Source organism: Gellertiella hungarica, assembly GCF_014197145.1.
GTDB classification, from domain to species: domain Bacteria; phylum Pseudomonadota; class Alphaproteobacteria; order Rhizobiales; family Rhizobiaceae; genus Gellertiella; species Gellertiella hungarica.
The window spans coordinates 796,345-820,698 of the sequence record NZ_JACIEZ010000002.1; the positions used below are offsets into that span (position 1 = coordinate 796,345).

A 24,354-nucleotide genomic window follows, 5' to 3' on the forward strand; every position below is an offset into this window, starting at 1 on the left:
AGGAAAGGGCCGAGACCCTTGTGAGCCGCCCCGTGCCGTACTACCAAGGGCGGACTTTTTGACATGACCCGAACCACCGATGGGGTAAACAGGATGCCGAGCTTCGATCTCACCCTCACCAAGCGCCGCCTGCTGTCCGGCATGGCGCTGACCGTCAGCGCCGTGGCCCTTGCCGCCTGCAGCGAGGAGAAGAAGGCCGAAGCGCCGAAGGCGCCCGAGGCCCCGGCAACGACCGATGCCGCAACCACCGCCTCCACCACGCCCGCTGCCAAGGCGGAAATTCCCCAGGCCGACGGCGACGTGGACATGGCCAAGGTGCTGGAGCCCGGCCCGCTGCCGGAAATGGCGCTCGGACCCGCCGATGCCAAGGTGACCGTCGTCGAATACATGTCGATGACCTGCCCGCACTGCGCCCACTTCCACAACGAGACCTTCGACAAGATCAAGGAAAAATACGTGGACACCGGCAAGGTGCGCTTCATCATCCGCGAATTCCCCTTCGATCCGCGCGCGGCAGCCGCCTTCATGCTGGCGCGCTGCGCGCCCAACAACACCTATTTCCCCATGGTCTCCATGCTGTTCAAGCAGCAGCAGACCTGGGCTGCAGCCGAAGACGGCAAGGCCGCCCTGCTGCAGATGTCGAAACTCGCCGGTTTTACACAGGAGAGCTTCGAGAAGTGCTTGACGGACCAGAAGCTTCTGAATGATGTCAATGCAGTCAGGGAGCGCGGCGCCAAGGACTTCGGCGTCAACGCCACGCCCACCTTCCTGATCAACGGAAAACGCTACGCGGGAGCCATGTCGTTTGAGACCATGTCCGCGCTTCTGGACAGCCTCCTCTGATCCTCGCGCCCCGCGCGCGGGGCGGGGTTTTCGCGTGCTGAGCGGGCTGAGGGTGATGGACCGCACCCCCGTGTTTCCCTGCACGCTGTCGGATGTGCCGCACCGCACCCCCCTCTGTCCCTGCCGGGACATCTCCCCGGGCGGACGAGCTTCGCTCGCCGCGAGGGGGGAGGGGGGTGCACATCGGCAAACGCACCCATCCCCTGGAGCCACCCCATGAAGTTCAACAAGCTTCGCCTGGTCGGCTTCAAGTCCTTCGTGGAACCATCCGAATTCATCATCGAGCGCGGACTGACCGGCGTCGTCGGGCCGAACGGCTGCGGCAAGTCGAACCTTGTCGAGGCGCTGCGCTGGGTGATGGGGGAGAACTCCTACAAGAACATGCGCGCATCCGGCATGGATGACGTGATCTTTTCCGGCTCGGCCAACCGTCCCGCCCGCAACACGGCGGAGGTGGGCCTCTTCCTCGACAATTCCGACCGCACCGCGCCCGCCGCCTTCAACGATGCCGACGAGATCCAGGTCACGCGCCGGATCGAGCGCGAGCAGGGCTCCGTCTACCGCATCAATGGCAAGGAAGCCCGCGCCAAGGACGTGCAGCTGCTCTTTGCCGATGCCTCCACCGGCGCGCGCTCGCCCTCGATGGTCGGGCAGGGGCGGATCGGGGAGCTGATCCAGGCGAAGCCCCAGGCGCGCCGCCAGTTGCTCGAAGAGGCCGCCGGCATTTCCGGCCTGCATTCGCGCCGCCACGAGGCCGAGCTTCGCCTGCGCGCCGCCGAAACCAATCTGGAGCGGCTGGAGGATGTGGTCGCGCAGCTCGAAAGCCAGATCGAAAGCCTGAAGCGGCAGGCACGGCAGGCCAACCGCTTCAAGATGCTGTCGGCCGATATCCGCGCCCGAGAGGCCATGCTGCTGCATATCCGCTGGGTGCAGGCGAAGGAGGCCGAGGCCGAGGCGACGAGCGCGCTGAACCAGGCGACCGTCGTCGTCGCCGAGCGGGCGCAGGCCCAGATGGAGGCCGCAAAGGAGCAGGCGATCGCCGCCCACAAGCTGCCGGAACTGCGCGAGGAGGAGGCGAAGGTGGCGGCCGCCCTTCAGCGCCTGCAATTTGCCCGCGCCCAGCTGGAGGAAGATGCCGGCCGCCTGCTGAAGCGCCGCGACGAGCTGATGCGCCGCCTGTCGCATCTGGCCGAGGACATTGCCCGCGAGGAGCGCCTCGTTTCCGAAAATGCCGGCGTGATTGCGAGACTGAACGAGGAAGAGGCGGAGCTGGATGAGCTGCTCGCCGATGCGGGCAGTGCGGCGGAGGAAATCCTCGCTGCCTTCTCCGAGGCCTCGCACCGGCTTTCCGAGAGCGAGCAGGCCTTCCAGAAGCTCACCGCTGAGCGCGCCGAGGCGGGTGCCCGCCGCGGCCAGCTGGAGCGCGCGATCCGCGATGCGGGCGACCGCCGCCAGCGTCTCGACCATCAGAAGACCGAGGCCAGCCGCGAGCTCGCTGCCATCGACGAGCGGATGAAGAGCCTGCCCGATCCCGCCGAACGGCAGGATATTCTCGAGGCGGTTGAGGAGGCGCTGTCGCGCCATCTCGGCGACATTCAGGGGCTGGAACAGGCCGTCAGCGCCGCCCGGGGCGCGGAAGCCATGGCCCGCAAGCCGCTCGATGCCGCCCGCCAGCGCCTTGCCGGCCTCGAGACGGAAGCCCGCACCATAGGCAAGATCCTGTCCGCCGACGAAAGCGATGGCGGTTTCCGCGCCGTGGCGGAAGACATTGCCGTATCCCGCGGCTTCGAGGCGGCACTCGGCGCCGTGCTCGGCGACGACCTGCAATCCTCGCTCGATCCCGAGGCCCCGGCCCACTGGATCGAAAACGGCGATCCGGCCAACGATCCGCCGCTGCCCGGCAATGCGGTTCCGCTCTCCCGTCACGTGCAGGCGCCGAAGGCGCTCGCCCGCCGTCTCGGCCAGATCGGCGTGATCGAGCCGGAGCAGGCCGAACTCCTGCAGAAGCAGCTGCGCCCCGGCCAGCGCCTGGTGACGAAGGCGGGCGCGGTGTTCCGCTGGGACGGCCATGTGACGGGTGCCGATGCGCCGGGAGCAGCCGCGCTTCGCCTTGCCCAGAAGAACCGGCTTCAGGAGATCGAGGAGGAGCGGACGCTCGCCGAGGATGCGCTTGCCGCGGCGGAAGAGCAGCTCGGCGCTGCCGAGGACGAGATCCGCATGGCCGAAGGCCGGCTTGCCGGTGCGCGCGACAGAAGCCGGGATCTTCAGCGCCAGGTGGCGGATGCCCGCGAGGAGCTGACCCGCGCCGAGCGCGCCTCCGGCGATCTTCTCCGCCGCCGGGACGTCATCCGCGAGACGATCGCCCAGTTCGAGAACCAGATCGAGGAGATTGCGGAGGCGCTGGAGGAGGCGCGCGCCGAACTGGAGGATCAGCCCGACCTTTCCGAGATCGAGGCAAAGCTGCGCGAGCAGCAGATGGTGGTGGCGACCGATCGCGGCCTGCTGGCCGAGGCGCGGGCCCGCCACGAGGGCTTCAACCGCGAGAACGACCAGCGCCAGCGCCGGCTTCTGGCGATCCGGCAGGAGCGTGCGAGCTGGGAAAGCCGGGGCGCCGGTGCCGCCGCCCAGATCGAGCGGCTGCGCGAGCGCGAGGAAGAGGCGCGGGAGGAAATGGCGGGTCTCGACGAGGCCCCGGAGGAATTCGAGGAAAAGCGCCGGTCGCTGATGTCGGCGCTGCAGGCAGCGGAAGCCGCCCGCCGCGAGGCTGCCGACAGGCTTGCCGAGGCCGAAACCCGCCAGCGCGAGGCCGACCAGCTGGCCGCCCGCGCCCTTGCCGAGCTCGCCGAAGCCCGCGAACGGCGCGGCCGCGCCGAGGAACGGCTCGTCTCCGCCCGCGAGCGCCGGCAGGAAGGCGAGGCCCGCATCCGCGAGGCGCTGTCGGTCGAGCCGCACGAGGCGATCCGCTTCACCGGCATCGGTGCGGCCGACGAACTCCCCGATCCGCGCGAGGTGGAGCGCGAACTCGAGCGGCTGAAGATCGAGCGCGAGCGGCTGGGTGCGGTGAACCTCCGTGCCGAGGAGGAATCGCGCGAGCTCTCGGAAAAGCTCGCCGCCCTCATCCGCGAGCGCGACGACGTGATCGACGCGATCAAGAAGCTGCGCGCCGCGATCCAGAGCCTCAACCGCGAAGGCCGCGAGCGGCTGATCGCCGCCTTCGACGTGGTGAACGCCCAGTTCCAGCGGCTTTTCACCCATCTCTTCGGCGGCGGTACGGCGGAGCTGCAGCTCATCGAAAGCGACGACCCGCTGGATGCCGGCCTCGAAATCCTCGCCCGCCCGCCGGGGAAGAAGCCGCAGACCATGACGCTGCTCTCGGGCGGCGAACAGGCACTCACCGCCATGGCGCTCATCTTCGCGGTGTTCCTGACGAACCCCGCGCCGATCTGCGTGCTGGACGAGGTGGACGCGCCCCTCGACGACCACAACGTGGAGCGCTACTGCAACCTCATGGACGAAATGGCGGCCTCCACCGAAACCCGCTTCATCGTCATCACCCACAACCCCATCACCATGGCCCGCATGAACCGCCTCTTCGGCGTCACCATGGCCGAACAGGGGGTATCCCAGCTCGTCAGCGTGGATCTGCAGACGGCAGCGGAGCTGGTGGAGGGTTGAGGGACGTTAAGGTCGCTTCGCACATCGCAATCTTCCTCCGCCAACATTCTTCGAGGCGCGAGGTCATGTCGATCCACTCCCCGACCAGAGTAATCTTAATGTGGTATCGGGGGATAAGATTGCCGTCGTGACCGTAAAGGTCGTCAATTTTCTTATTTGTTTTTGAAATATTTTCTATGAGACGCTCTTTCAAATCTGTGTTCATAATAATCACTTTCTCGTTATGTTCCTGTCGAAATTCTACCAGATAGTCTGCAGTTGTGAAACTGCATTCAGTAAGACGTTCCTGTCCCTGGTCGTGTCTGTGGGTTCCAGGATGTATCGCGGGAATAAAGTTTACGGATTTGGCATCAGAAAAAGTGGGAAAGCAATCAGCTTCCTTCCTGAGGGCAGTGATTCTGTCGTGGAGCCATGGGGCCGATTAAGAGTGGGACTTGTGTCGGCGCAACTGGAGGCACTCGGTCCGCTTCTGGCAGCGGCAGACGGCAGCGGAGCTGGTGGAGGGGTGAGGGGCGGGCTCTGAGTTTGCCGATGCGACCTTCCTCTGGCCTGCATGTCGCCGAGTTTGAGGCGCCGCACCCCCCTCTGCCCTGCAAACCGTCGAGTTTGAGGCACCGCACCCCCCTCTGCCCTGCCGGGCATCTCCCCCTCAAGGGGGGAGATCGGGATGGGGTTTATGATGGCAGTCCCCAGCAGACGTTTCTGCGGATGAGACGTTTGTTGTCTGGGGAAATCAAAAACCGCGAAGTCGATCTCCCCCCTTGAGGGGGAGATGCCCCGGCAGGGGCAGAGGGGGGTGCGGCACGGCAAACGCGACGCCGTGCGGGGCACACTCGATCTCCCCCCTTGAGGGGGAGATGTCCCGGCAGGGACAGAGGGGGGGGGCGGTGCGGCAAACGCGACGCCGTGCGAGGCACACTCGATCTCCCCCCGTGAGGGGGAGATGTCCCGGTAGGGACAGAGGGGGGTGCGGCACGGCAAACGCGACGCCGTGCGGGGCACACTCGATCTCCCCCCTTGAGGGGGAGATGCCCCGGCAGGGGCAGAGGGGGGTGCAGCCCGGCAAACTCCACGCCACGCGAGGCAAAGGAAAATGCAGCACGGCAATCTCTACGCCCCGCCGCATGGCGCATCCGGTGATGTCTCTCACCCCTCGCTGCGGCCGTCGCTGTCGCGATCCCGGTCGTGGTGGCGGGAGAGCGGGAAGGGCGGGAGCCAGGTTTCGCGGCGGATGGTCCAGAGTTCGTAGGTGGGGATGAAGCGGTTCGGCTCGTCGAGCGTGCCGAGATTGACCTCGGTCTCGTCGCCACTGACGGAAAAGACGGAAGAGCCGCAGGCCGGGCAGAAGTGGCGGCCGGCAAAGGCGTTGGTCTCGCCCTCGATGCGGACGGCATCGGCAGGAAAGATGGCCGAGGCGTGGAAGAGGGCGCCGTGATGCTTGCGGCAATCGAGGCAATGGCAGAGGCCGACCCGATAGGGGCGGCCGTGGGCCACGAGGCGGACGCGGCCGCAAAGACAGCCGCCGGTAACGCTTTCCATGTGGTTCTCCTCCCGTCGCGTTTCAGTCATCCCCAAACGCCGAGGCACCAGGAAGGGATGCAGACAGCAAGTCACATGAGCGGGAAACGCACGGCGGGGTGGCGCCGTCCTCCTCCCGTCGCCGGACCATAGGCCTGCCACGGAAGAGAGGCAAACGGCGGATCACGAGAGCCCAAAAACCCGGCCCGGCGGGCGGTGCCGTGGCTCTCGCATCATGCGCCTGATGGCGTCGAGGTGCGCCACAGCGAAGGCAGGCGGGCGGGGGGCCGTGGACGCCCGGAATACATGCCTCAGCGGGCGGTCTTGCGCTTGGCGGAAGCGGCCTTCTTGCGCGGGGCGGGCGCGGGCTCCTCGGCGGGGGCGGCGGCAAGGCGGAGCGCGCGCAGCGCTTCGGTCTTCTTCTCGCGGGCGCGCACCTCGGCGGCGAGGATCTGGCGCGCCGTCTCGTTGGTCTTGTCGGCCTTTGCCTCGGCGGAAATCTTGGTGGGCTTGAAGAACGTGTCCTTGGCGGTTTCCATGTTTCGTGTCTCCGTTGGACGGGAAGGGGCGCAGGCCCCTTCGGGATGGGCGGTCGGGAAAGGGCCGGAAGGCCCGGCAAAGGTGGTCGGCGAGCCTTAGCGGCCGCGCGGCGTCTTCGCCTTCGGGCCGGGCAGCAGGCCTTCGCGCTGCATCTTCTTGCGCGCCAGCTTGCGCGCGCGGCGGATGGCATCGGCCTTTTCGCGGGCACGCTTTTCCGACGGCTTCTCATAGGCGCTGCGCGCCCGCATCTCGCGGAAAAGACCTTCCCGCTGCATCTTCTTCTTCAGGACCCGGAGGGCCTGTTCCACATTGTTTTCTCTAACGATTACTTGCAAAAACAATCTCCTCTTGCGGCTGGCGCCGCGTTTCATGGCTTCTGGAAGAACGCTCGGACGGCCCTGCCTTCCGGCATGCCGGAGCCCTAAAAAGCAAAAGGCCGGGACTGCTCCCGACCTTCCGGATCATCGCCGCATCGCGTGCCAGTACATCCGTGGTCACGCGGGCAATGAAATTCGTGTTAGGCAGTCTGCAGGTTGTCTGCAGAGCTCTTGCCGGAACGCTTGTCCTGAACGATGTCGAAGCGGACCTTCTGGCCCTCTGCGAGACCGCGCATGCCAGCGCGTTCAACGGCGGAGATGTGGACGAAAACGTCCTGGCTGCCGTTTTCCGGCTCGATGAAGCCGAAACCCTTGGTGCTGTTGAACCACTTTACGGTGCCTGTGTTCATGAAACGATTCCTTTCAATCGTTGGAATGCCCGGCATTCGTCCCCGGGCGGGTAGATCGACGATGAAGGAAATCTGAAGAGCCGTGAAGGGTCGAGCAAACGTCGCTAGCAAGGTGCGATGAGCATAATGTACTCTCTCGTGGCCGGATTACAAGGGCGTGCCGGAAATTATTTCTTGGCAAGGGGTTTTTCCGGCGAATGAGATTTCCGGCAATCCGGGTTTCGCCCTTTGGTTTCAGGGGTTTCGCCGCGCTCGACCGAAGGTTTTCGCGGCCCGGAATTTCTGCCCTCTCGCCCGGCGGTGGCCCATAGCCGTAGGCGGCGCCTGTGTCATTTCCCCGACAGCGGCGCAGATTTATCCCGCACTGCACAAATTTTACCCAAACGGGTGATTTCCTTTCCTTTTTGATTGGATTACCGTGATTTCCGGAGAGGCGGGAACGAATTCCAATGGTGAAGTGGGTCTATACCTTCGGGAATGGCAAGGCGGAGGGCCGGGCAAGCGATGTGGAGCTGCTCGGCGGCAAGGGGGCGAACCTCGCGGAGATGGCGAGCCTCGGGCTGCCCGTGCCGCCCGGCCTGACGATCACCACGGAGGCCTGCGCCTGGTTCAACCGCCATCAGCGCAGCTTTCCCGATGCGCTGCGCGCCCAGGTGGGCGAGGCCCTGCGCGGCATCGAGGAGGCGACCGGCCGCGGTTTCGGCGATCCGCGCCATCCGCTGCTTCTGTCGGTGCGCTCCGGCGCGCGCGCCTCCATGCCCGGCATGATGGATACGGTGCTGAACCTCGGGCTGAACGACGAGACGGTGCAGGCGCTCGGCCACGATGCGGGCGATGCCCGCTTTGCCTGGGACAGCTATCGCCGCTTCATCCAGATGTATGGCGCCGTCGTCATGGGGCTCGATCACGAGGTCTTCGAGGAGATCCTGGAAGACGAGAAGGCCCGTCTCGGCCATGAATACGATACGGAGCTTTCCGCCGTCGAATGGCAGCATGTCACGCGGCTCTACAAGGAGATGGTGGCCGACGAGCTGGGCGAGCCCTTCCCGCAGGATCCCGGCATCCAGCTGTGGAAGGCCATTGCGGCCGTGTTCCAGAGCTGGATGAACCCGCGCGCCGTCACCTACCGCATGCTGCACAACATCCCCGCGGACTGGGGCACGGCGGTCAACGTGCAGGCCATGGTCTTCGGCAACATGGGCAACAATTCCGCGACCGGCGTTGCCTTCACGCGCAACCCGTCGACGGGGGAGAAGGAGCTCTACGGCGAGTTCCTCGTCAATGCGCAAGGGGAGGACGTGGTGGCGGGCATCCGCACGCCGCAATCGATCACCGAGGCCTCGCGGCTGGCGTCCGGCTCCGAAAAGCCCTCGCTGGAAAAGCTGATGCCGGAGGCATTCGCCGATTTCCGCACCATCTGCGACCGGCTCGAGGCCCATTACCGCGACATGCAGGATCTCGAATTCACCATCGAGCGCGGCAAGCTGTGGATGTTGCAGACCCGCTCCGGCAAGCGCACCGCCAAGGCTGCGATGAAGATCGCCGTCGACATGGTGGAAGAGGGGCTGATCACCAGGGCGGAGGCCGTCTCGCGCATCGATCCCGCCTCGCTCGACCAGCTGCTGCACCCCACCATCGATCCCCGGGTGGAGCGGCAGGTCATCGGCTCCGGCCTTCCCGCCTCGCCGGGGGCGGCGACGGGGGAAATCGTCTTCACCTCGGAAGATGCGGTGGCGGCGGAAGCGGAAGGCCGCAAGGTCATCCTCGTGCGCATGGAAACCAGCCCCGAAGACATCCACGGCATGCATGCGGCGGAAGGCATTCTCACCACCCGCGGCGGCATGACCTCCCATGCGGCGGTGGTGGCCCGCGGCATGGGCATTCCCTGCGTGACGGGCGCCGGCAGCATGCGCGTCGATTTCCACAACGGCCTGCTGATCGGGCTCGGCGTCAAGCTGAAGAGGGGCGACGTCATCACCATCGACGGCTCCTCCGGCCAGGTGCTGAAGGGCGAGGTGCCCATGCTCCAGCCGGAGCTGTCCGGCGATTTCGGCCTGATCATGGAATGGGCGGATGCCGCCCGCCGCATGACCGTTCGCACCAATGCCGATACGCCGCAGGATGCGCGCGCCGCCCGCTCCTTCGGGGCGGAGGGCATCGGCCTTTGCCGCACGGAGCACATGTTCTTCGAGGGCGACCGCATCCATGTGATGCGCGACATGATCCTTGCCGAGACGGAGGCCGGGCGCCGGGCCGCGCTCGACAAGCTGCTGCCCATGCAGCGCTCGGATTTCACCGAGCTCTTCTCCATCATGCACGGCCAGCCGGTGACGATCCGCCTGCTCGATCCGCCGCTGCACGAGTTCCTGCCGAAATCCGATACGGAGATCGCGGAGGTCGCGGCGGCCATGGGCATGGAGGCGCAGAGCCTGCGCGAGCGGGTGGATGCGCTGCACGAATTCAACCCCATGCTCGGCCATCGCGGCTGCCGGCTGGCCATTTCCCATCCCGAAATCGTCGAGATGCAGGCGCGCGCCATCTTCGAGGCGGCCGTCGCAGCCGCCCGCCAGACGGGCGAGCTCGTCTCGCCCGAGATCATGGTGCCGCTGGTCGGCCTGCGCGCCGAGCTCGATTACGTCAAGGGCCGCATCGATGCCATCGCCCGCGCCGTGATGGACGAGGCCGGCATGGAGATCGACTATCTGGTCGGCACCATGATCGAGCTGCCGCGCGCAGCGCTGCGCGCCCATTCGATCGCGGAAGCGGCGGAGTTCTTCTCCTTCGGCACCAACGACCTCACGCAGACCACCTTCGGCATCTCGCGCGACGATGCCTCCAACTTCATCAACACCTATATCCGCAAGGGCATCATCGATCACGATCCCTTCATCTCGCTGGATTTCGATGGCGTCGGCGAGCTCATCCGCATCGCCGCGCAGCGCGGGCGGCTGACCCGGCCGGAAATGAAGCTCGGCATCTGCGGCGAGCATGGCGGCGACCCGACCTCGATCCATTTCTGCGAGTCGATCGGGCTCGACTATGTTTCCTGCTCGCCCTTCCGCGTGCCGATCGCCCGGCTTGCCGCCGCGCAGGCCGCCATCAAGGCGGGCAATGCCCGCGCCTGAGCGTCGTCCAACTCTGGGCCCTTCGGGTGCGGGGGCTTCAAAGAAAGACTAGTCTAAATTAGAGAGTTTCGTGACGCCCCCTCTCACCCTAGATTGAGGCGTCGTGCCGACAGGCCGGGAACGCGGGGCAGGGTGGCCAGCCCTTCGCCGCATCGCCGGTCGCCTGCCTTGCTACCTGTGTTTCCCAGCGGGCAGGTTTGTTGCCACATCTTGTCAGGAGTGCCGGAGACTGGTCCGGCATGGGCGAGGGAAAGGGGAACCCCGCTCTCGCCCCCTCCTGATCTTTTCCCCAAGGGCGGAAAACCCGTTGGACTAGTCCAAACCGAACCGCGTCATTTCCGAAACAAATAATTTAAGACCAAGCGCATGTTCATCGGGAGTGCGCCATGGCTTCAACCACGTTCATCAATGTCTGGATTTCGAGTTTTCTGATTTCCCTCATTCCGGGACCGGCCATGCTGTATGTCGCCGGGCAGACCCTGGCCAATGGCCCGGGTGCCGGCCGGCAGGCGGCCCTCGGCCTGCATCTCGGGCGGTATGTCCATGTGCTGGCGGCGGTCGCCAGCATTTCCCTGGCGCTGGCGGTCATGCCCCGGGTCTATGCCGCCATCCGCATCGTCGGCGCCCTCTATCTTCTGTGGCTCGGCTTTTCCGTCATCATGCAGGTCGCCGATGCCCATCTGTCCGATCCTGATGTTCCCGAGACACATGACCGCCGGTCGTTGCGTCAAAGCGCCTGGGTGGAGGTGCTGAACCCGACCACGGCGATGTTTTTCATGACCCAGCTGCCACGCTATGTCGATCCGCAGGACGAAAATCCGGTGGCCAGGCTCGTGCTCTTCGGCCTGCTGCTGAGCCTCACCGCTTCGGTGGGGGATGTGGCCAGCATGCTGTGCGCGCGCTGCCTGCGCTCCAGCCTGCGCGAGAAGGGCGGCATGATGCGCAAGGTCCAGCTCGGCGGCGGCTCGCTGCTGGTCGGGCTCGGCATGCATATCCTGCTCCCGGGCTGATGGGGGAGGCGTCATCCCCGCCGCACCCTTGAACGGGTGCGAAAGCCACATGAAAACAAGATTAATCTAAATTAGAGAATTACGGAACAAGCGCCGTCCATCCTAGGGTGGGGCGTCGCGATGGCCGGGCGGCACGCGCCAGAGCCGCCCCTCGATAAAGGACATCCGGCCGCCTGTCTTGACCATGTGTTACCCCAGGGCAGGTATGTTGGCACATCTTGTCAGGAGCGCCGGAATCTGGTCCGGCTGGGGCGAGGGACGGGCAGGACCCGCTCTCGTCCACTCCTGATCTTTTGCCCCACGGGCCGGCGTTCAGCCCGCAACCGGTGCCGGCAGGCTGTACTGATGAAGCCGTCCGAGAAGTCCCACGAAGCTTTCCGCGAACCGCTCGATCGGCTGGCTGCGATCGTCGGGCATCTCGATGCGGATGCCGTCATCGCCTTCGTCCAGGCAGGCAAAGACGGTCAGCCAGCTGTTGCCCGTGGGCAGCGACAGCACCGCAATCCGCCGGGCATTGGGCAGGAGGCTGCTTGCCGGCAGTTCGAACAGGTAGACGCCGCCGACGGCCTCTGCCGCCCGGCGCACCTCGTCGACGAAATCTCCCTCGTGGTGGAAATGGGCGAGCGAAAGCTCGAGCTCCAGCACGGCCTCTTCCAGAAGCGAGGGCAGGATCGTGCCATGAAGCACGGGGGACGGGTCGAAGCGGCGCGGTGCGGCGAGCGCAGGCGGCGGCTCGCTCCCGCGGGCGGTCGAGGCAGGGCTGAAGCGGGTGGCATCCATCATCTGAAAGGGCTCCTTCATGGGGCCGGACCGGTGCGCGGCAACGGGGACAAGCCCGCCATCCCGCATCCGTCCGTCAGTTCATCCCCCCGCCGTCTGGCCTCGTTGCCAGCAAAGCGTGGTCATTTTGAGACAATCAAGAATTCATTAACCATGAAAATTAACGTTTGTTTCATCTTGCAGCTGCGGAAATCCGCAGATGCGCGCCAGCGGAGGGGCAGGGCACCCGCGGAAAAGCGCGTCGCCAAGGCCGCGAATCTCGACTAGAAAGGGTGGACCTATCCGAGACCGTCCAGAAAGCCGAGGATTGCCGCCTCCATGATGATCCGCTTCGAAAGGCCCGTTTCGCGCTCGGCCTATCTGGCCCGGCGCCTCGGCCACATGGGCTTCCTTCTGACGCTGGCGGCGCTGGTGACGCATCGCTTCGGGCTGATCGCCACCCCCTCCTTCGTGGCGCTGGTGATGGTGTCGGCGGTCTTTGCCGCGGCGGCGGTGGTCTTCGCGCTCGTCGGGCTGCAGCGGCTCTGGCAGGTCGGCGCCGAAGGCGGGCTTGCGGCCATGCGGGCGCTCCTCGTCTCGCTGCTGCCGCTTTCGCTCGTGGGGCTTGCGGTCGAGGGTGCGCGGACGACGCCGGATATAGCCGACATTTCCACCGACCGGCGCGAGCCGCCCGCCTGGATCGAGCCGCCCAGGGCAAACCAGGTCTTCCTGCCTCCGCCGGACCGGTCGCCCGCGGCGATTGCCCGGGCCGAAACCGCCTATCCCGATCTCACCGGACGGCGCTACGAGGGGGCGCTCGACCGCGTCTACCGGGCCGTGACCAAGGTGGCGGCGCAGGAGCGCATCGCCATCCTGTCCGAAAGCGGCATCGAGAAGGCGGTGGACCTGGAGGATGCGCCGCTTCCCGAAAGGCCGGATACCGCCGCCGTCGGCGATGCGCCGGCCGAAACGCCGGCCATCGGCCCGGTTCCGCTGGAGCGGCCCGATGCCGCGCTGGGACCGGTGCCGCGCGGCGACGTGCTGCTGCAGGGCGAGAAGAAGACGCTCGTCCTGGGCCTGCCCTTCGACGTGGTCATCCGCCTGCGCGAGGATGCCGAGACAACCTCCGTGGATATCCGCGTGGCTGCCCGCTATGGCAACCGGGATTTCGGCATGGGCGCGGAGATCGCGGAATCCTACCTTCGGGCGCTGGATGCCGAGCTGCTGGGCATTGCGGGAAGCTGAAGGTTGAGAAAAGCCCCGTGCGCGGGGCGGGGCTCTTCCCGCTCCGGCGTCGTCCAATCTTGGACTAATCCATTCACACATATTCAAAGTCGAAATTAAGAATAATACGATGGATGCTCCAAGGGAGGAGCGCCATGATCGTACCCAGCCAGGCATTGACCTTTGCCGGCACCATCCTGCTCGTCGGCATCGTGCCGGGGCCGGCGATGCTCTATGTGGCGGCGGAGGCCCTTTACGGTGGCCGCCGCGCCGGCCTGCAATCGGTGCTCGGCGTGCATATCGGCGCCTATGTCCATGTGCTTGCGGCCGCCAGCGGCCTGGCGCTTCTCTTCCACACCTTTCCGGCGGCGCTTGCCGTGATCCAGTTTGCCGGCGCGCTCTACCTGGTCTTCATCGGGCTGAAGATGCTGAAGACGCGCCATCTCGGCCGGGCCGTGCCCGAACCAAGCGCCCGGCCGCCGCGCCAGACGCTCTGGCGCAGCATCGCGGTGGAGGCCCTCAATCCCAAGTCGGCGATCTTCTTCATGGCGCTGCTGCCGCAATTTGCCTGCCCGGATGCGGCCATGCCGGTGCCGCTGCAGCTGCTGCTTCTGGGCATTGTCGCCAACATACTGCTTTCGGGGATCGAGACCGGCGTGGTGCTGACGGCGGGGATCGTGCGCCACCGGGTGAAGACGGCCGCGCAATCGGCCGCGCTCGCCCGGCTTGCCGGCGGGGTCCTGATCGTCTGCCTCGGCGTCCATCTGGCGCTTTCACCCTTGTGAGGCCGGCCATGCTACGGGCGATCCTGGCTTGTTTCCACGCAACGCTGCGGCTTCTGACGCTCCAGCCCGAGGGCGTGGCGGGTTGCCGGTCCGGGCGTGGCGATGACGGGGCGGCGAGGGGCCGCACCCACCCCATGGCTTGAACTTCGGGCCTTCGCTCCCCACGTCCCCTTGCGAGCGGACTGTCAATCGGAGTGAACAAGACCATGAATCATGGCGTTAACGGAATGCAATGCCCGATGTGCCGGGTGAACCTGGTGATGAGCGAGCGCCAGGGCATCGAGATCGATTACTGCCCGCAATGCCGCGGCGTGTGGCTCGATCGTGGGGAACTGGACAAGATCATCGAGCGAAGCGTGCCGGCGGCACCCGCGGCCGCGCCGGCCCAGCCCCAATCGCAGCCCCAGCCCCAGCCGCAATACAGCCAGCCCCAGGGCTATCCGCCCCAGCAGGGCTATCCGCAGCAGCCCTATTACCACAAGCGCAAGAAGAGCTTCCTCGAGGAACTCTTCGACTGACGGGACAGGCACGGCAGGGGCGCGGGCGGTTTTCCGTCCGCGCCCCTTCGTTTCCGCAGGGTCTTTCAGGCGAAGCGGGCCTGCATCGCCTCGTCGATCTCCTTCAGCGAGTGGCCGGCGATGAGCGGCGAGGCCTCGCGCCGCATCTGCACATGCGGCCAGTCGGAAAAGCGCGGCCACAGCCCGCCCGCCACCAGCCCCGCCGCCTCCGCCGCCCTTGCCCAGGCGTGATAGCCGTTGTCGCGGTTCACGATCCGGGCCAGCGACCATTCCGCCACGCCATCGACGATCCACACGCAATCCACCGCCTCGCCCCACTGGTGCCAGGAAAGCCCCGGCAGCGCCTTCGTCACCGGCGGCCCGTGGCACCGCCCGGCCTCGTCCAGCACCTCGGCCAAGTAGTAGGCCCCCGCCTGCTTCAGGTGCTGCATCGCCGCCCGGATTTCCTCGCGGCTCCGCGACTGCCGCCACAGCCGCGCCTGTTCCAGCGGCGTGCGCACCCCTTGCGTCACCCGCATCTCCAGCCCGTCGTCCCTCAGGTCGCCCAGCACCTTCTCCACGCGCTCCCGAAACCGGCCCTCCAGAGCCTCCATCCCATCCATCATCTTGCCTCCTTGCCTGATGATGCCATCATCCCACGGCCCCGGTGCGGGGGGATGAGAACAGGAGGCGGGTATTGATTTTGCTGGTTTTCCGGGGACGGTCATCCCCGTTGGGGGGGCGTCGCGTTTGCCGTGCTGCACCCCCCTCTGTCCCTGCCGGGACATCTCCCCCTCAAGGGGGGAGATCGACTCCGCGGTTTTTGCTTTCCCCAAACAACAAACGTCTCAGTTGCTGAAGGGGTGATGGGGACTGCCCACATCAACCCCCTCCCGATCTCCCCCCTTGAGGGGGAGATGCCCGGCAGGGCAGAGGGGGGTGCGGTGCGGCAAAGGAAACACAGTGCGAGGCACGGCCGATCTCCCCCCTTGAGGGGGAGATGTCGGCGAAGCCGACAGAGGGGGGTGCGCATCGGCAAACGCGACGCCGTGCGAGGCACGGCCAATCCCCCGCGACCCGCATAAGCAAAAAGGGCGCCCCGCGGGCGCCCTCTACGGCATCAGTTGTCCAGATCGTCCAGCAGTTCCGCGGCGCGGCCGGCGGTGGTGCGGCGGATGTCCACCTCGTCGCGGCGGTTGGCGAAGGCTTCGCTGGCCATGATCTGGTCGGCGAGGTCGGCCGGGAGCGAGAGGATGACGCGGCGGTCGTTCTCGTGGATGCCGCCGATGTCGTTGCGCCGTGCGGTGATCATGCCGCCGGCCACCGTGTTGTTGGTGTCGGGGTCGATGAGGATGAAGGCGCCGGTGGTGCGGTTCTGCTCGTAGGGATCGAAGATCGCGATCTCGTCGAAGGCGAGATGCACCTTGCCGATGGCGTTCATGGGAAGCGCTTCGGCGTGGTGGTGCCACTTGCCCGTCTTGAGGTCGAGCTGGCTGGCCGGCTGCACGGTGACGCGCTGGCGGCGGGAGCCGCTCTTCAGCCAGTAGCGCTTGCCGGGTTCGATGCCGGAGGGCTGGAGCGCCACGATCTGCGCATCGAAGGCGAGGCCGATCTGCGGCTGGCTTTCCAGCGAGACGATCATGTCGCCGCGCGCGACGTCCACCTGCCGGTCGAGCACCAGCGTGATGGCATCGCCGGCCACGGCGGCGTTGCGCACCAGGTCGAAGGTGACGATCTTGGTGACGTTGGCGATCATGCCCGAAGGCAGGATGGCGACGCTGTCGCCCGGCTTCACCGAGCCGCCGGCGACGGTGCCCTGATAGCCGCGGAAGCTTTCGCCGGGGCGGGACACGCGCTGCACCGGCAGGCGGAAGCCGACGGTCTGGGCGGAGCGGACGGTGGCGAGCTCCAGCGTTTCGACCAGCGTCGGGCCTTCATACCAGGGCATGGCATCGGTGCCGCGATAGACGACATTCTCGCCCTTCAGCGCCGACATCGGGATGGCGGTCACCTGGCGGATGCCGAGCGAGAGCGCCAGCTCCTTGAAATCATGGGCGATCTTCTCGAAGCCCGCGCGGTCGTAGCCGGTCAGGTCGATCTTGTTCACGGCCAGCACGAACTGGCGGATGCCCATCAGCGAGGCGATGGTGGCGTGGCGGCGGGTCTGTTCGAGAAGGCCGGCGCGCGCATCGACCAGCAGCACGGCGAGATCGGCGGTGGAAGCGCCGGTCGCCATGTTGCGGGTATACTGCTCGTGGCCGGGCGTATCGGCAACGATGAAGGAGCGCTTGTCGGTGGAGAAGTAGCGGTAGGCGACATCGATGGTGATGCCCTGTTCCCGCTCGGCCTGGAGACCGTCGAGCAGCAGCGCGAAATCGGGCAGGCCGAGATCGTTCTGCTTGCCGCTGTCGCGGTGAAGCGAGGCGGCCTGGTCTTCCTTGACGGCCTTGGTATCCCACAGGAGACGGCCGATCAGCGTCGACTTGCCGTCATCCACGGAACCGCAGGTGATGAGACGAAGCGGGCGGGTATCGCGCACGACGGGAGCCGTTTCCGCATGGGGAAGGCTGGTGACGGTGGCGCTGGCTGCGAGCGCGGCGGTGGCGGTTGCGGACATCTCAGAAATACCCTTCGCGTTTCTTCTTTTCCATGGAGCCGGCCTGATCGCGGTCGATGGCGCGGCCCTGGCGTTCGGAGACGGTTGCAATTTCAAGCTCGGCGATCACCTCTTCCAGATTGGAGGCGGTGGAGCGGATGGCGCCGGTGAGCGGCCAGCAGCCGAGCGTGCGGAAGCGGATGTAATCCTCCTGGACCTGTTCGCCCGGCAGCGCCTCGAAGCGCGGATCTTCCGCCCAGAGCAGCATGCCGTCGCGCTCCACGAACTTGCGCTTCTTGGCGTAGTAGAGCGGCACCAGCGGAATGTCTTCCGCCTGGATGTAGCGCCAGATATCCACCTCGGTCCAGTTGGAGAGCGGGAAGGCGCGCACGCTCTCTCCCTTGCGGATCATGCCGTTATAGACGTTCCACAGCTCGGGGCGCTGGTTGCGCGGGTCCCACTTGTGGTCGGGCGTGCGGAAGGAATAGATGCGCTCCTTGGCGCGGGAGGCTTCCTCGTCGCGGCGCGCGCCGCCGAAGGCCGCGTCATACTGGCCGGCATCGAGCGCCTGGCGCAGCGCCTCGGTCTTCATGATGTCGGTATAGAGCGCCGAGCCGTGGGTGAAGGGCGTGATGTTCTCCGCCACGCCGCGCGGGTTGCGGTGCTCGATGAGATCGAGGTCGTAGCGCTTCGCGGTCTCGTCGCGGAAGTCGATCATTTCCGGGAATTTCCAGCCGGTGTTGATGTGCACCAGCGGGAAGGGCACGCGGCCGGGATAGAAGGCCTTGCGCGCCAGATGCAGCAGCACGGACGAGTCCTTGCCGATGGAATAGAGCATCACGGGGCGTTCGAATTCGGCGGCCACTTCACGGAAGATGTGGATCGCCTCGTTTTCGAGCGCCTTCAGATGCGGATCGAGGGGCGGCTTGGACGGAGCCGGGTTCTTCAGTTCGACGTCCGGGCGGGTGTCGGGCATGGGTTACTCCAGTGATGTCCCCTGGTCCGGCGTCTCGGGAGGATCGGGCCGGCGGGGGTAAAAGGTCGGTTGCGATGTGTTCGTGTGCGGCTCAGGCCGGTTCGGGAAGGGAGGAGGAGGCGGCGGCTTCGGCCACGTGCAGGCCGCATTCGCGCTTCTCGTCCTGCTCCCACCACCAGCGGCCGGCGCGCTCCGGCTCGCCGGGCTTGATGGCGCGGGTACAGGGCTCGCAACCGATGGAAGGATAGCCGCGCTTGTGCAGCGGGTTGACCGGCACCGCATGGGCTTCCACATAGGCATTGATGTCCTCGATCGACCAGTCGGCCAGCGGATTGACCTTGATGAGGTTGCGCTCCGCGTCGAATTCGGCAAAGGGCGTCGTGGCGCGGTTGCCGGACTGGCCGCGGCGAAGGCCGGTGATCCAGATGCCGGCGCCCTCGAGCGCGCGGGCAAGCGGCTTCAGCTTGCGCACGCCGCAGCAGGCATGGCGGGCCTCGACGCTGTCGTAAAAGCCGTTGAGGCCATATTGCGCCGCATAGGCGTCCACATCCGCCTGCTCCGGCCGGTAAAGCCGGATGGAAAGGCCGAAGCGCTCTTCCGTCTCGCCGATCAGGTCCACGGTTTCCTTGAAGAGGCGGCCGGTTTCCAGCGTGGAAACCGCAATCTCCAGCCGGTTCAGCCCGATGGCCGCGGTGATGACCTGATCCTCGATTCCGAGCGAGGTGGTGAAAACCGCCCGCGCCCCCAGCGCCGCCACATGCGCCAGCCGCTCTTCCAGCGGCAGGGCGGCAAGCGCGCGGTCAAGCGCATCGGCAAAGGCGGGCGTGGCTTCGAAACGATCGGTCATGTCAGGAATTCCCGGGCAATGTCTTTCAGTGCTGCCATTATTGCAGCTGCGAAGGGCAAAGGGAGGAAATGGCTTTGCGATATTCGAGGGGGGTAGAGCAAATATCACCCCGCTTTCGTGCTGCGGCGAAACAAGGGAGCGGGGATCACCCTCTTGAAATGTCTACAAAATCAGTAGATTATGCCTGTCCAGAACCATTGAATCATTGTCTTTTTCCGGGCTTTGCGATAGGCCGGGAGGATGGACCAGACACGCTTCCAGGCATGATGTTGCGATGATTTCCCAGAAGGCAAAATATGCGCTGCGCGCGCTCTCGGCGCTCGCCCGGGGCGACAGGGCACAGCCGCGCCAGATTTCGGAAATCGCGACCTCGCAGAACATCCCGAAGAAGTTTCTCGAGCAGATCCTTCTCGACCTGAAGCGCGAGGGCATCGTGCGCAGCCTGCGCGGCAAGCAGGGCGGCTACCTGCTCCTGAAGCCCGCCGCCGAAATCACCTTCGGGGAGGTGCTCCGCATCATCGACGGCCCACTCGCGCCCTTGCCCTGCCTCTCCATCACCGCCTATCGCCGCTGCGACGATTGCGACGGCGAACTCTCCTGCGAAATCCGCCACGTGTTTCACCGGGTGGCGGAGGCGGAAAGGGCTGTGCTCTTCTCCTCCACCATCGCCGACGGCATCCACCTCGCCGACGAGGCCATGGCGGAAGCACCCCGCCCGGCCGAAACCGTCGACGGGTAAGCGCAGGCTCTGCGATCGTCTTGTAGATTTATCTAAACAAGGATTGACTGAAGGTCCGTTCCTGCTAACCTCCCCTTCAGGATGCGGGCAATTTCCCGTGTCCCGGGGCTTAGAAAACCCCTGCTCAGATGTGACCGTATCTTGAAGGATACGTCCCGAACCCTTTAGCGTCTTGGCCATTGCGGCCGGGAGGCCCCTGTCATGTCCAGAACTTCGGTTTAAAAGCCGGGGCGGCCACTCTGAGCTGGCTTTTCTAACTCCCGGTCACCGGAGGATCGTTGCGAAACATCCGCCGGTGACTCCCTCGACCGACCGGGAGCGCAAGCATCGTGGACATCACGCAAATCTACATGGCCTCGCCGGACTGGATAAAGGCGCTGCTCGTCGCCGCACCCTTCGCAACCGCCGTCGCCATCGCCTTCCTCTTCCGTCCCGCGCGTCCCGCCCGATCCTCGCAAGCGCCCGACGCCTTCGGTGAAGCGGCAGCGCCCGTCAGCCCTCATATATGGCACAGCCCCGTGGAGCGCGGCGAAGAGTCATCCGGATTTGCCCGAGAGTCGGAGCTGCATGGTCCGGTCGCCATTGCCGGACGTCCGGCCAGCGATCCGGACGAGAGCGCGTCCCCGCGCTGACACCGCAACAACCCGGTACTCGCCTTCGTTTCATTTTATACATCAGGCGGATTTGATATGTCTGCGGCAGAAAGGGCAGAAGCAGCCGCATGGAGACCAGCCATGCATCCGGACGACTGGGCGTTCCGGAGTGGGGCAAGCCACCGCCTTGCGCTTTCGCTGGAGTGAAAGAGATGCGGAAATTTCCGATTTCGATCAGCTTTATCGTCCGAAAGACCCGCACGACCTGGTCACTGACCGTGCGGATCCAATATCGAGACGAATAAAGTAAAGGGTGACGGGATCTCCAACTCCCGTCACCGCTCCAGTGTATATGAGCAGCGGCTGTGTCGCAAGCCGCTGCTGCCAACCGGTCCCATCGCGTGCCGAAATCAGAATTGCAGCGGCCAGCGGCGCTCGGTCGGCACCACGGTGAGAATGTCGATGCCCCATTCGGTCACGCGGTAGGCGAGGCTGAAGGGGAGGTCGGAGAAATGCAGCTCGCGGGTTCCGGAAACGCGGCCCTGCCGCCCCATTTCCGGCTGTTCCGCCAGCACCAGCGCGGCATAGCGCACGCGGGTAATCACGGCCTTTGCTGCCACCGGGTCCTGCCGGGCCTTGAAGTTGCTGATGAATTTCAGGCGCCCGATCGCCCGCTCCGTCCAGCGTACCCGCGTCATCGCTCACCTCACGACAGAAGCTGGTTGAACACCTGCCCGGCCTGTTCTTCCGAGATCAGGTGCCCGTCGCGCGCATCGCTCAACCCGTGCTCGATATCGCTCAGCTGCCACTCCTCCGTATCGACGAAAAGCTCGATGGCCCGCTCCGCGATCAGATGATGGGACTGCCTGCTCTTGCGGCACAACTGCTCCAGCCGCCCCGCCGCATGTTCTGAAATCTCGATGGTAATGGAAGGCATGATTCGAACCTCGTTGAATATCGACGAGAATACGAATGAATAGATTCGGGTCAATATTTGGATTTATTGATGGTTTTGGAGTATATGTTAAAAGATATATTTGATAATTGTGTTTGGTTTCGGGTGGCGCTGTGAGTGAGCTGTCGGAATGGCCCGGCGGCTCAGGGCGTGCATGGCGTCGGGTTTGTCGATGTGCACCCCCCTCTGGACTGCATGGCGCCGCATGTGACGCACCGCACCCCCCTCTGTCCCTGCCGGGACATCTCCCCCTCAAGGGGGGAGATCGGGATGGGGTTGATGTGGGCAGTCCCTCGCAGACGTCTCTGCAAATGAGACGCTTGTTATTTGGGGAAACCAAAAACCGCAATGTCGATCTCCCCCCTTGAGGGGGAGATGTCCCGGCAGGGACAGAGGGGGTGCAGCACGTCAAACTCGACGTCGCGAGGGGCGCAGCCCCCCGCGAACCTCGCGTTACCGGTCGCTGACCTGCCAGTTCGGGTTGATCCACGGCTCCTGGTTGGAGCGGGGCAGGGGCTGGCGGCCGAGGATGTGGTCGGAGGCCTTTTCGCCGGTCATGATCGAGGGGCCGTTGAGGTTGCCGTAGGTGACATGCGGGAAGATGGAGCTGTCGGCGACGCGCAGGCCCTCGACGCCGATGACGCGGGTTTCCGGATCGACCACCGCCATCGGGTTATTCACCGCCCCCATCTTGCAGGTGCCGCAGGGGTGATAGGCGCCTTCCAGATGCTCGCGCAGGAAGGCGTCCAGCTCCTCGTCGGTCTGGGCGTTGCGGCCCGGCTGGATTTCCTCGCCGCGATAGGGATCGAAGGCCTTCTGCGAGAAGATCTCGCGGGTGACGCGGATGGCGTGGCGGAACTTCACCCAATCCTCGGGGTCGCTCATGTAATTGAAGCGCAGCACCGGATCGTCCTTGAAATCGGGCGAGCGCAGCGTCACCGAGCCGCGCGATTTCGACATGTTGTAGCCCACATGGGCCTGGAAGCCGTGGCCGCCGGCGGCAGACTTGCCGTCATAGGAAATGGCGATCGGCAGGAAGTGATACTGGATGTCCGGCCACTTGATGCCCGGCGCGGAGCGGATGAAGGCGGCCGCCTCGAACTGGTTGGAGGTGCCGAGACCCTTCTTGAAGAACAGCCACTGCGCGCCCACCACGCCCATCCAGAACCAGTTGTTCTTGGAATGCAGGGTGATCGGCTTGGTGGAATGGAACTGGTGGTAATATTCGAGGTGATCCTGCAGGTTCTGGCCGACGCCGGGACGATCGGCGACGACGGGAATGCCCATCGCCTTCAGATGCTCGGCCGGGCCGATGCCGGACAGAAGCAGGATCTTCGGGCTGTTGAAGGCCGACGCTGCGACGATCACCTCGCGGTTGGCGCGGATCACCTCCAGCTTGCCGCCGATCTCCACCTCGACGCCGACGGCGCGGGTGCCTTCCATGACCACGCGCTTCGCATAGCAACGGATGAGGCGGCAGTTCAGCCGCTTCAGCGCCGGCTTCAGATAGGCATTGGCCGCAGACCAGCGAACGCCGTTGTGGCTCGTCTGCTCCATCAGGCCGAAGCCTTCCTGCTGCTGGCCGTTGTAATCCTCGGTAACGGGGAAGCCCGCCTGACGGCCGGCCTCGATGAAGGCCCTGTAGAGCGGATTGCGGATCTCGCCGCGGCGCACATGCAAGGGGCCGTCCGTGCCGCGCCAGCCGTCCTGGCCGCCATGGGAGTTTTCCATGCGCTTGAAATAGGGCAGCACGTCCGAATAGGCCCAGCCGCGCGCGCCCATCTCTTCCCAGCGGTTGAAGTCTTCCGCGTGCCCCCGCACATAGACCATGCCGTTGATCGAGGACGATCCGCCGATCACCTTGCCGCGCGGCGCAATCATCCGGCGGTTGTTGAGGAAGGGCTCGGGCTCCGAGAGATAGCCCCAGTTGTAGCGGTTCATGTTCATGGGATAGGCGAGCGCCGCCGGCATCTGCACGAAGGGGCCCGCATCCGAACCGCCATATTCCAGCACGATCACAGAATGCCTGCCGTCCTCCGACAGCCGATAGGCCATGGCGGAACCCGCCGAGCCGGAGCCGATGATGACGAAATCTGCTTGGTTAGTCATGGCTAATTCCAGTATATGAGTGATTGCTGGATGGATGATGGTGCGAAGGGCAGTGTTCCCGGCGGTGGTGGGCGACCCTATGGTCATCGAGGCTCACGTCGCGACGGCCGGAGCGCGCGGGCGCATCTGCAAGGAGTGAAGGACCATGAGCGGGATTCAACGCATCGAGATCGATGGGAGGCCCTATGTCCTCCTCAGCGAGGAGGACTATGAAGACATGATCGACATGATTGACACGATCGAGGCCCAGGCCATCATGGCGCGCATCGCGGCCGGTGAGGAAACCTGGCCTCATGAGCTCGTGGTCGAGCTCATGTCCACCGACAGCCGCATCCGCACCTACCGCACCTATCGCGGGATGAGCGTATCCGAACTCGCGGCGGCGGCAGGCATTTCCCAGCCCTATCTCTCCGAGATCGAAAACGGCAGGAAGACCGGCTCCGTCGATGTGCTGCGGCGCATCGCGGCTGCCCTCCGGGTCGAGCTCGACGATATCGCCGGCTGACCGCGCGCACGGGAACCCGCCGGCGATGCGCGTCTCCGGGTCGTATCTCGTGCTGCCATGTCCCGCCTGTACCGTCACAGGTGTCTCCGTTTCTTGTTTCATGCGAGAAGGCATGCGTGGCGTCCCATCTGCCGGGCTGCACCCCCTCTGCCTCGCACGGCGTCGAGTTTGCCGCACCGCACCCCCTCTGTCCTGCATGGCGCCGCATGTGACGCACCGCACCCCCCTCTGTCCCTGCCGGGACATCTCCCCCTCAAGGGGGGAGATCGACTGTGGGTTTAGGGTTTCCCCAAATGACAAGCGTCTCATCCGCAGAACCGTTGGCGAGGGA

22 protein-coding genes are annotated in these 24,354 nt (G+C 65.4%); 10 read left to right on the forward strand and 12 right to left on the reverse strand.

The annotated features are described in order from the left end of the window. Positions 1–63 precede the first annotated feature (63 nt). Together GGR23_RS08280 and smc are read left to right on the forward strand one after the other, a co-directional pair. The gene (locus GGR23_RS08280; RefSeq protein ID WP_382342368.1) at positions 64–843 is read left to right on the forward strand and encodes a DsbA family protein; all 780 of its coding nucleotides are present in this window, start codon (positions 64–66) and stop codon (positions 841–843) included. Positions 844–1,059: 216 nt separating this feature from the next. After that, positions 1,060–4,518, forward strand: coding sequence for a chromosome segregation protein SMC (smc, locus tag GGR23_RS08285; protein WP_183365693.1), 3,459 nt, complete (start codon positions 1,060–1,062; stop codon positions 4,516–4,518). Positions 4,519–5,664: 1,146 nt separating this feature from the next. Here the strand turns inward: smc and GGR23_RS08290 are convergent. The 4 genes from GGR23_RS08290 to GGR23_RS08305 all read right to left on the reverse strand — a co-directional run bounded on the left by GGR23_RS08290 (position 5,665) and on the right by GGR23_RS08305 (position 7,303). Beyond that, on the reverse strand, positions 5,665–6,057 hold the full coding sequence (locus GGR23_RS08290; protein WP_183365694.1) for a GFA family protein: 393 nt from the start codon (positions 6,055–6,057) through the stop codon (positions 5,665–5,667). Between the two features lie 290 nt (positions 6,058–6,347). Beyond that, positions 6,348–6,575 (reverse strand): hypothetical protein, encoded by a 228-nt coding sequence (locus tag GGR23_RS08295; RefSeq protein ID WP_183365695.1) that lies wholly within the window; start codon positions 6,573–6,575, stop codon positions 6,348–6,350. Positions 6,576–6,671: 96 nt separating this feature from the next. Next, the gene (rpsU, locus tag GGR23_RS08300; RefSeq protein WP_183365793.1) at positions 6,672–6,911 is read right to left on the reverse strand and encodes a 30S ribosomal protein S21; all 240 of its coding nucleotides are present in this window, start codon (positions 6,909–6,911) and stop codon (positions 6,672–6,674) included. Positions 6,912–7,093: 182 nt separating this feature from the next. After that, positions 7,094–7,303 carry a cold-shock protein gene (locus GGR23_RS08305; protein ID WP_183365696.1) on the reverse strand — a complete coding sequence of 70 codons (210 nt, stop codon included), beginning with the start codon at positions 7,301–7,303 and terminating at the stop codon, positions 7,094–7,096. Positions 7,304–7,752: 449 nt separating this feature from the next. Here GGR23_RS08305 and ppdK point away from each other — a divergent pair, with 449 nt between their 5' ends. Then, positions 7,753–10,428: a pyruvate, phosphate dikinase gene (gene ppdK / locus GGR23_RS08310; RefSeq protein WP_183365697.1), complete on the forward strand. Its 2,676-nt coding sequence runs from the start codon at positions 7,753–7,755 to the stop codon at positions 10,426–10,428. A 386-nt stretch (positions 10,429–10,814) separates the two neighbouring features. Continuing rightward, positions 10,815–11,438 carry a LysE family translocator gene (locus GGR23_RS08315; protein WP_183365698.1) on the forward strand — a complete coding sequence of 208 codons (624 nt, stop codon included), beginning with the start codon at positions 10,815–10,817 and terminating at the stop codon, positions 11,436–11,438. Positions 11,439–11,750: 312 nt separating this feature from the next. Here the strand turns inward: GGR23_RS08315 and GGR23_RS08320 are convergent, their stop codons facing one another. After that, positions 11,751–12,221 (reverse strand): hypothetical protein, encoded by a 471-nt coding sequence (locus GGR23_RS08320; protein WP_183365699.1) that lies wholly within the window; start codon positions 12,219–12,221, stop codon positions 11,751–11,753. 315 nt (positions 12,222–12,536) lie between these two features. Here GGR23_RS08320 and GGR23_RS08325 point away from each other — a divergent pair, with 315 nt between their 5' ends. The 3 genes from GGR23_RS08325 (at position 12,537) to GGR23_RS08335 (ending at position 14,724) form a co-directional block, all read left to right on the forward strand. After that, the gene (locus GGR23_RS08325) at positions 12,537–13,442 is read left to right on the forward strand and encodes a DUF1499 domain-containing protein (RefSeq protein ID WP_183365700.1); all 906 of its coding nucleotides are present in this window, start codon (positions 12,537–12,539) and stop codon (positions 13,440–13,442) included. 134 nt (positions 13,443–13,576) lie between these two features. After that, complete coding sequence (locus GGR23_RS08330) at positions 13,577–14,206, forward strand: LysE family translocator (RefSeq protein ID WP_183365701.1); 630 nt, start codon at positions 13,577–13,579, stop codon at positions 14,204–14,206. 206 nt (positions 14,207–14,412) lie between these two features. Beyond that, the gene (locus tag GGR23_RS08335) at positions 14,413–14,724 is read left to right on the forward strand and encodes a TFIIB-type zinc ribbon-containing protein (RefSeq protein WP_210296891.1); all 312 of its coding nucleotides are present in this window, start codon (positions 14,413–14,415) and stop codon (positions 14,722–14,724) included. A 65-nt stretch (positions 14,725–14,789) separates the two neighbouring features. Here GGR23_RS08335 and GGR23_RS08340 read toward each other — a convergent pair whose 3' ends face one another. The 4 genes from GGR23_RS08340 to GGR23_RS08355 form a co-directional block, all read right to left on the reverse strand. Then, entirely contained in the window at positions 14,790–15,326 is a 537-nt protein-coding gene (locus tag GGR23_RS08340; RefSeq protein WP_210296892.1) for a M15 family metallopeptidase, read from the reverse strand. 497 nt (positions 15,327–15,823) lie between these two features. After that, on the reverse strand, positions 15,824–17,320 hold the full coding sequence (gene cysN, locus GGR23_RS08345) for a sulfate adenylyltransferase subunit CysN (protein ID WP_183365703.1): 1,497 nt from the start codon (positions 17,318–17,320) through the stop codon (positions 15,824–15,826). A gap of 1 nt (position 17,321) precedes the next feature. Next, positions 17,322–18,275, reverse strand: a complete 954-nt coding sequence (cysD, locus tag GGR23_RS08350) for a sulfate adenylyltransferase subunit CysD (protein ID WP_183365704.1) — start codon at positions 18,273–18,275, stop codon at positions 17,322–17,324. Positions 18,276–18,366: 91 nt separating this feature from the next. Continuing rightward, positions 18,367–19,122 carry a phosphoadenylyl-sulfate reductase gene (locus tag GGR23_RS08355; protein WP_183365705.1) on the reverse strand — a complete coding sequence of 252 codons (756 nt, stop codon included), beginning with the start codon at positions 19,120–19,122 and terminating at the stop codon, positions 18,367–18,369. 274 nt (positions 19,123–19,396) lie between these two features. On the opposite strand from GGR23_RS08355, the gene GGR23_RS08360 reads away from it, so the two are divergent. Both GGR23_RS08360 and GGR23_RS08365 read left to right on the forward strand, forming a co-directional pair. Next, on the forward strand, positions 19,397–19,861 hold the full coding sequence (locus tag GGR23_RS08360) for an RrF2 family transcriptional regulator (protein ID WP_183365706.1): 465 nt from the start codon (positions 19,397–19,399) through the stop codon (positions 19,859–19,861). Positions 19,862–20,190: 329 nt separating this feature from the next. Continuing rightward, positions 20,191–20,493 (forward strand): hypothetical protein, encoded by a 303-nt coding sequence (locus GGR23_RS08365; protein WP_183365707.1) that lies wholly within the window; start codon positions 20,191–20,193, stop codon positions 20,491–20,493. A gap of 371 nt (positions 20,494–20,864) precedes the next feature. On the opposite strand, the gene GGR23_RS08370 is transcribed toward GGR23_RS08365, so the two are convergent. From GGR23_RS08370 to betA, 3 genes are all read right to left on the reverse strand, one after another. Beyond that, positions 20,865–21,152, reverse strand: a complete 288-nt coding sequence (locus GGR23_RS08370) for a type II toxin-antitoxin system RelE/ParE family toxin (RefSeq protein WP_183365708.1) — start codon at positions 21,150–21,152, stop codon at positions 20,865–20,867. 8 nt (positions 21,153–21,160) lie between these two features. Continuing rightward, on the reverse strand, positions 21,161–21,391 hold the full coding sequence (locus GGR23_RS08375; RefSeq protein ID WP_183365709.1) for a CopG family ribbon-helix-helix protein: 231 nt from the start codon (positions 21,389–21,391) through the stop codon (positions 21,161–21,163). Between the two features lie 471 nt (positions 21,392–21,862). Continuing rightward, positions 21,863–23,518 carry a choline dehydrogenase gene (gene betA, locus GGR23_RS08380; protein WP_183365710.1) on the reverse strand — a complete coding sequence of 552 codons (1,656 nt, stop codon included), beginning with the start codon at positions 23,516–23,518 and terminating at the stop codon, positions 21,863–21,865. Positions 23,519–23,663: 145 nt separating this feature from the next. Here betA and GGR23_RS08385 point away from each other — a divergent pair, with 145 nt between their 5' ends. Continuing rightward, the gene (locus GGR23_RS08385) at positions 23,664–24,023 is read left to right on the forward strand and encodes a helix-turn-helix domain-containing protein (RefSeq protein ID WP_183365711.1); all 360 of its coding nucleotides are present in this window, start codon (positions 23,664–23,666) and stop codon (positions 24,021–24,023) included. Positions 24,024–24,354 lie beyond the last annotated feature (331 nt).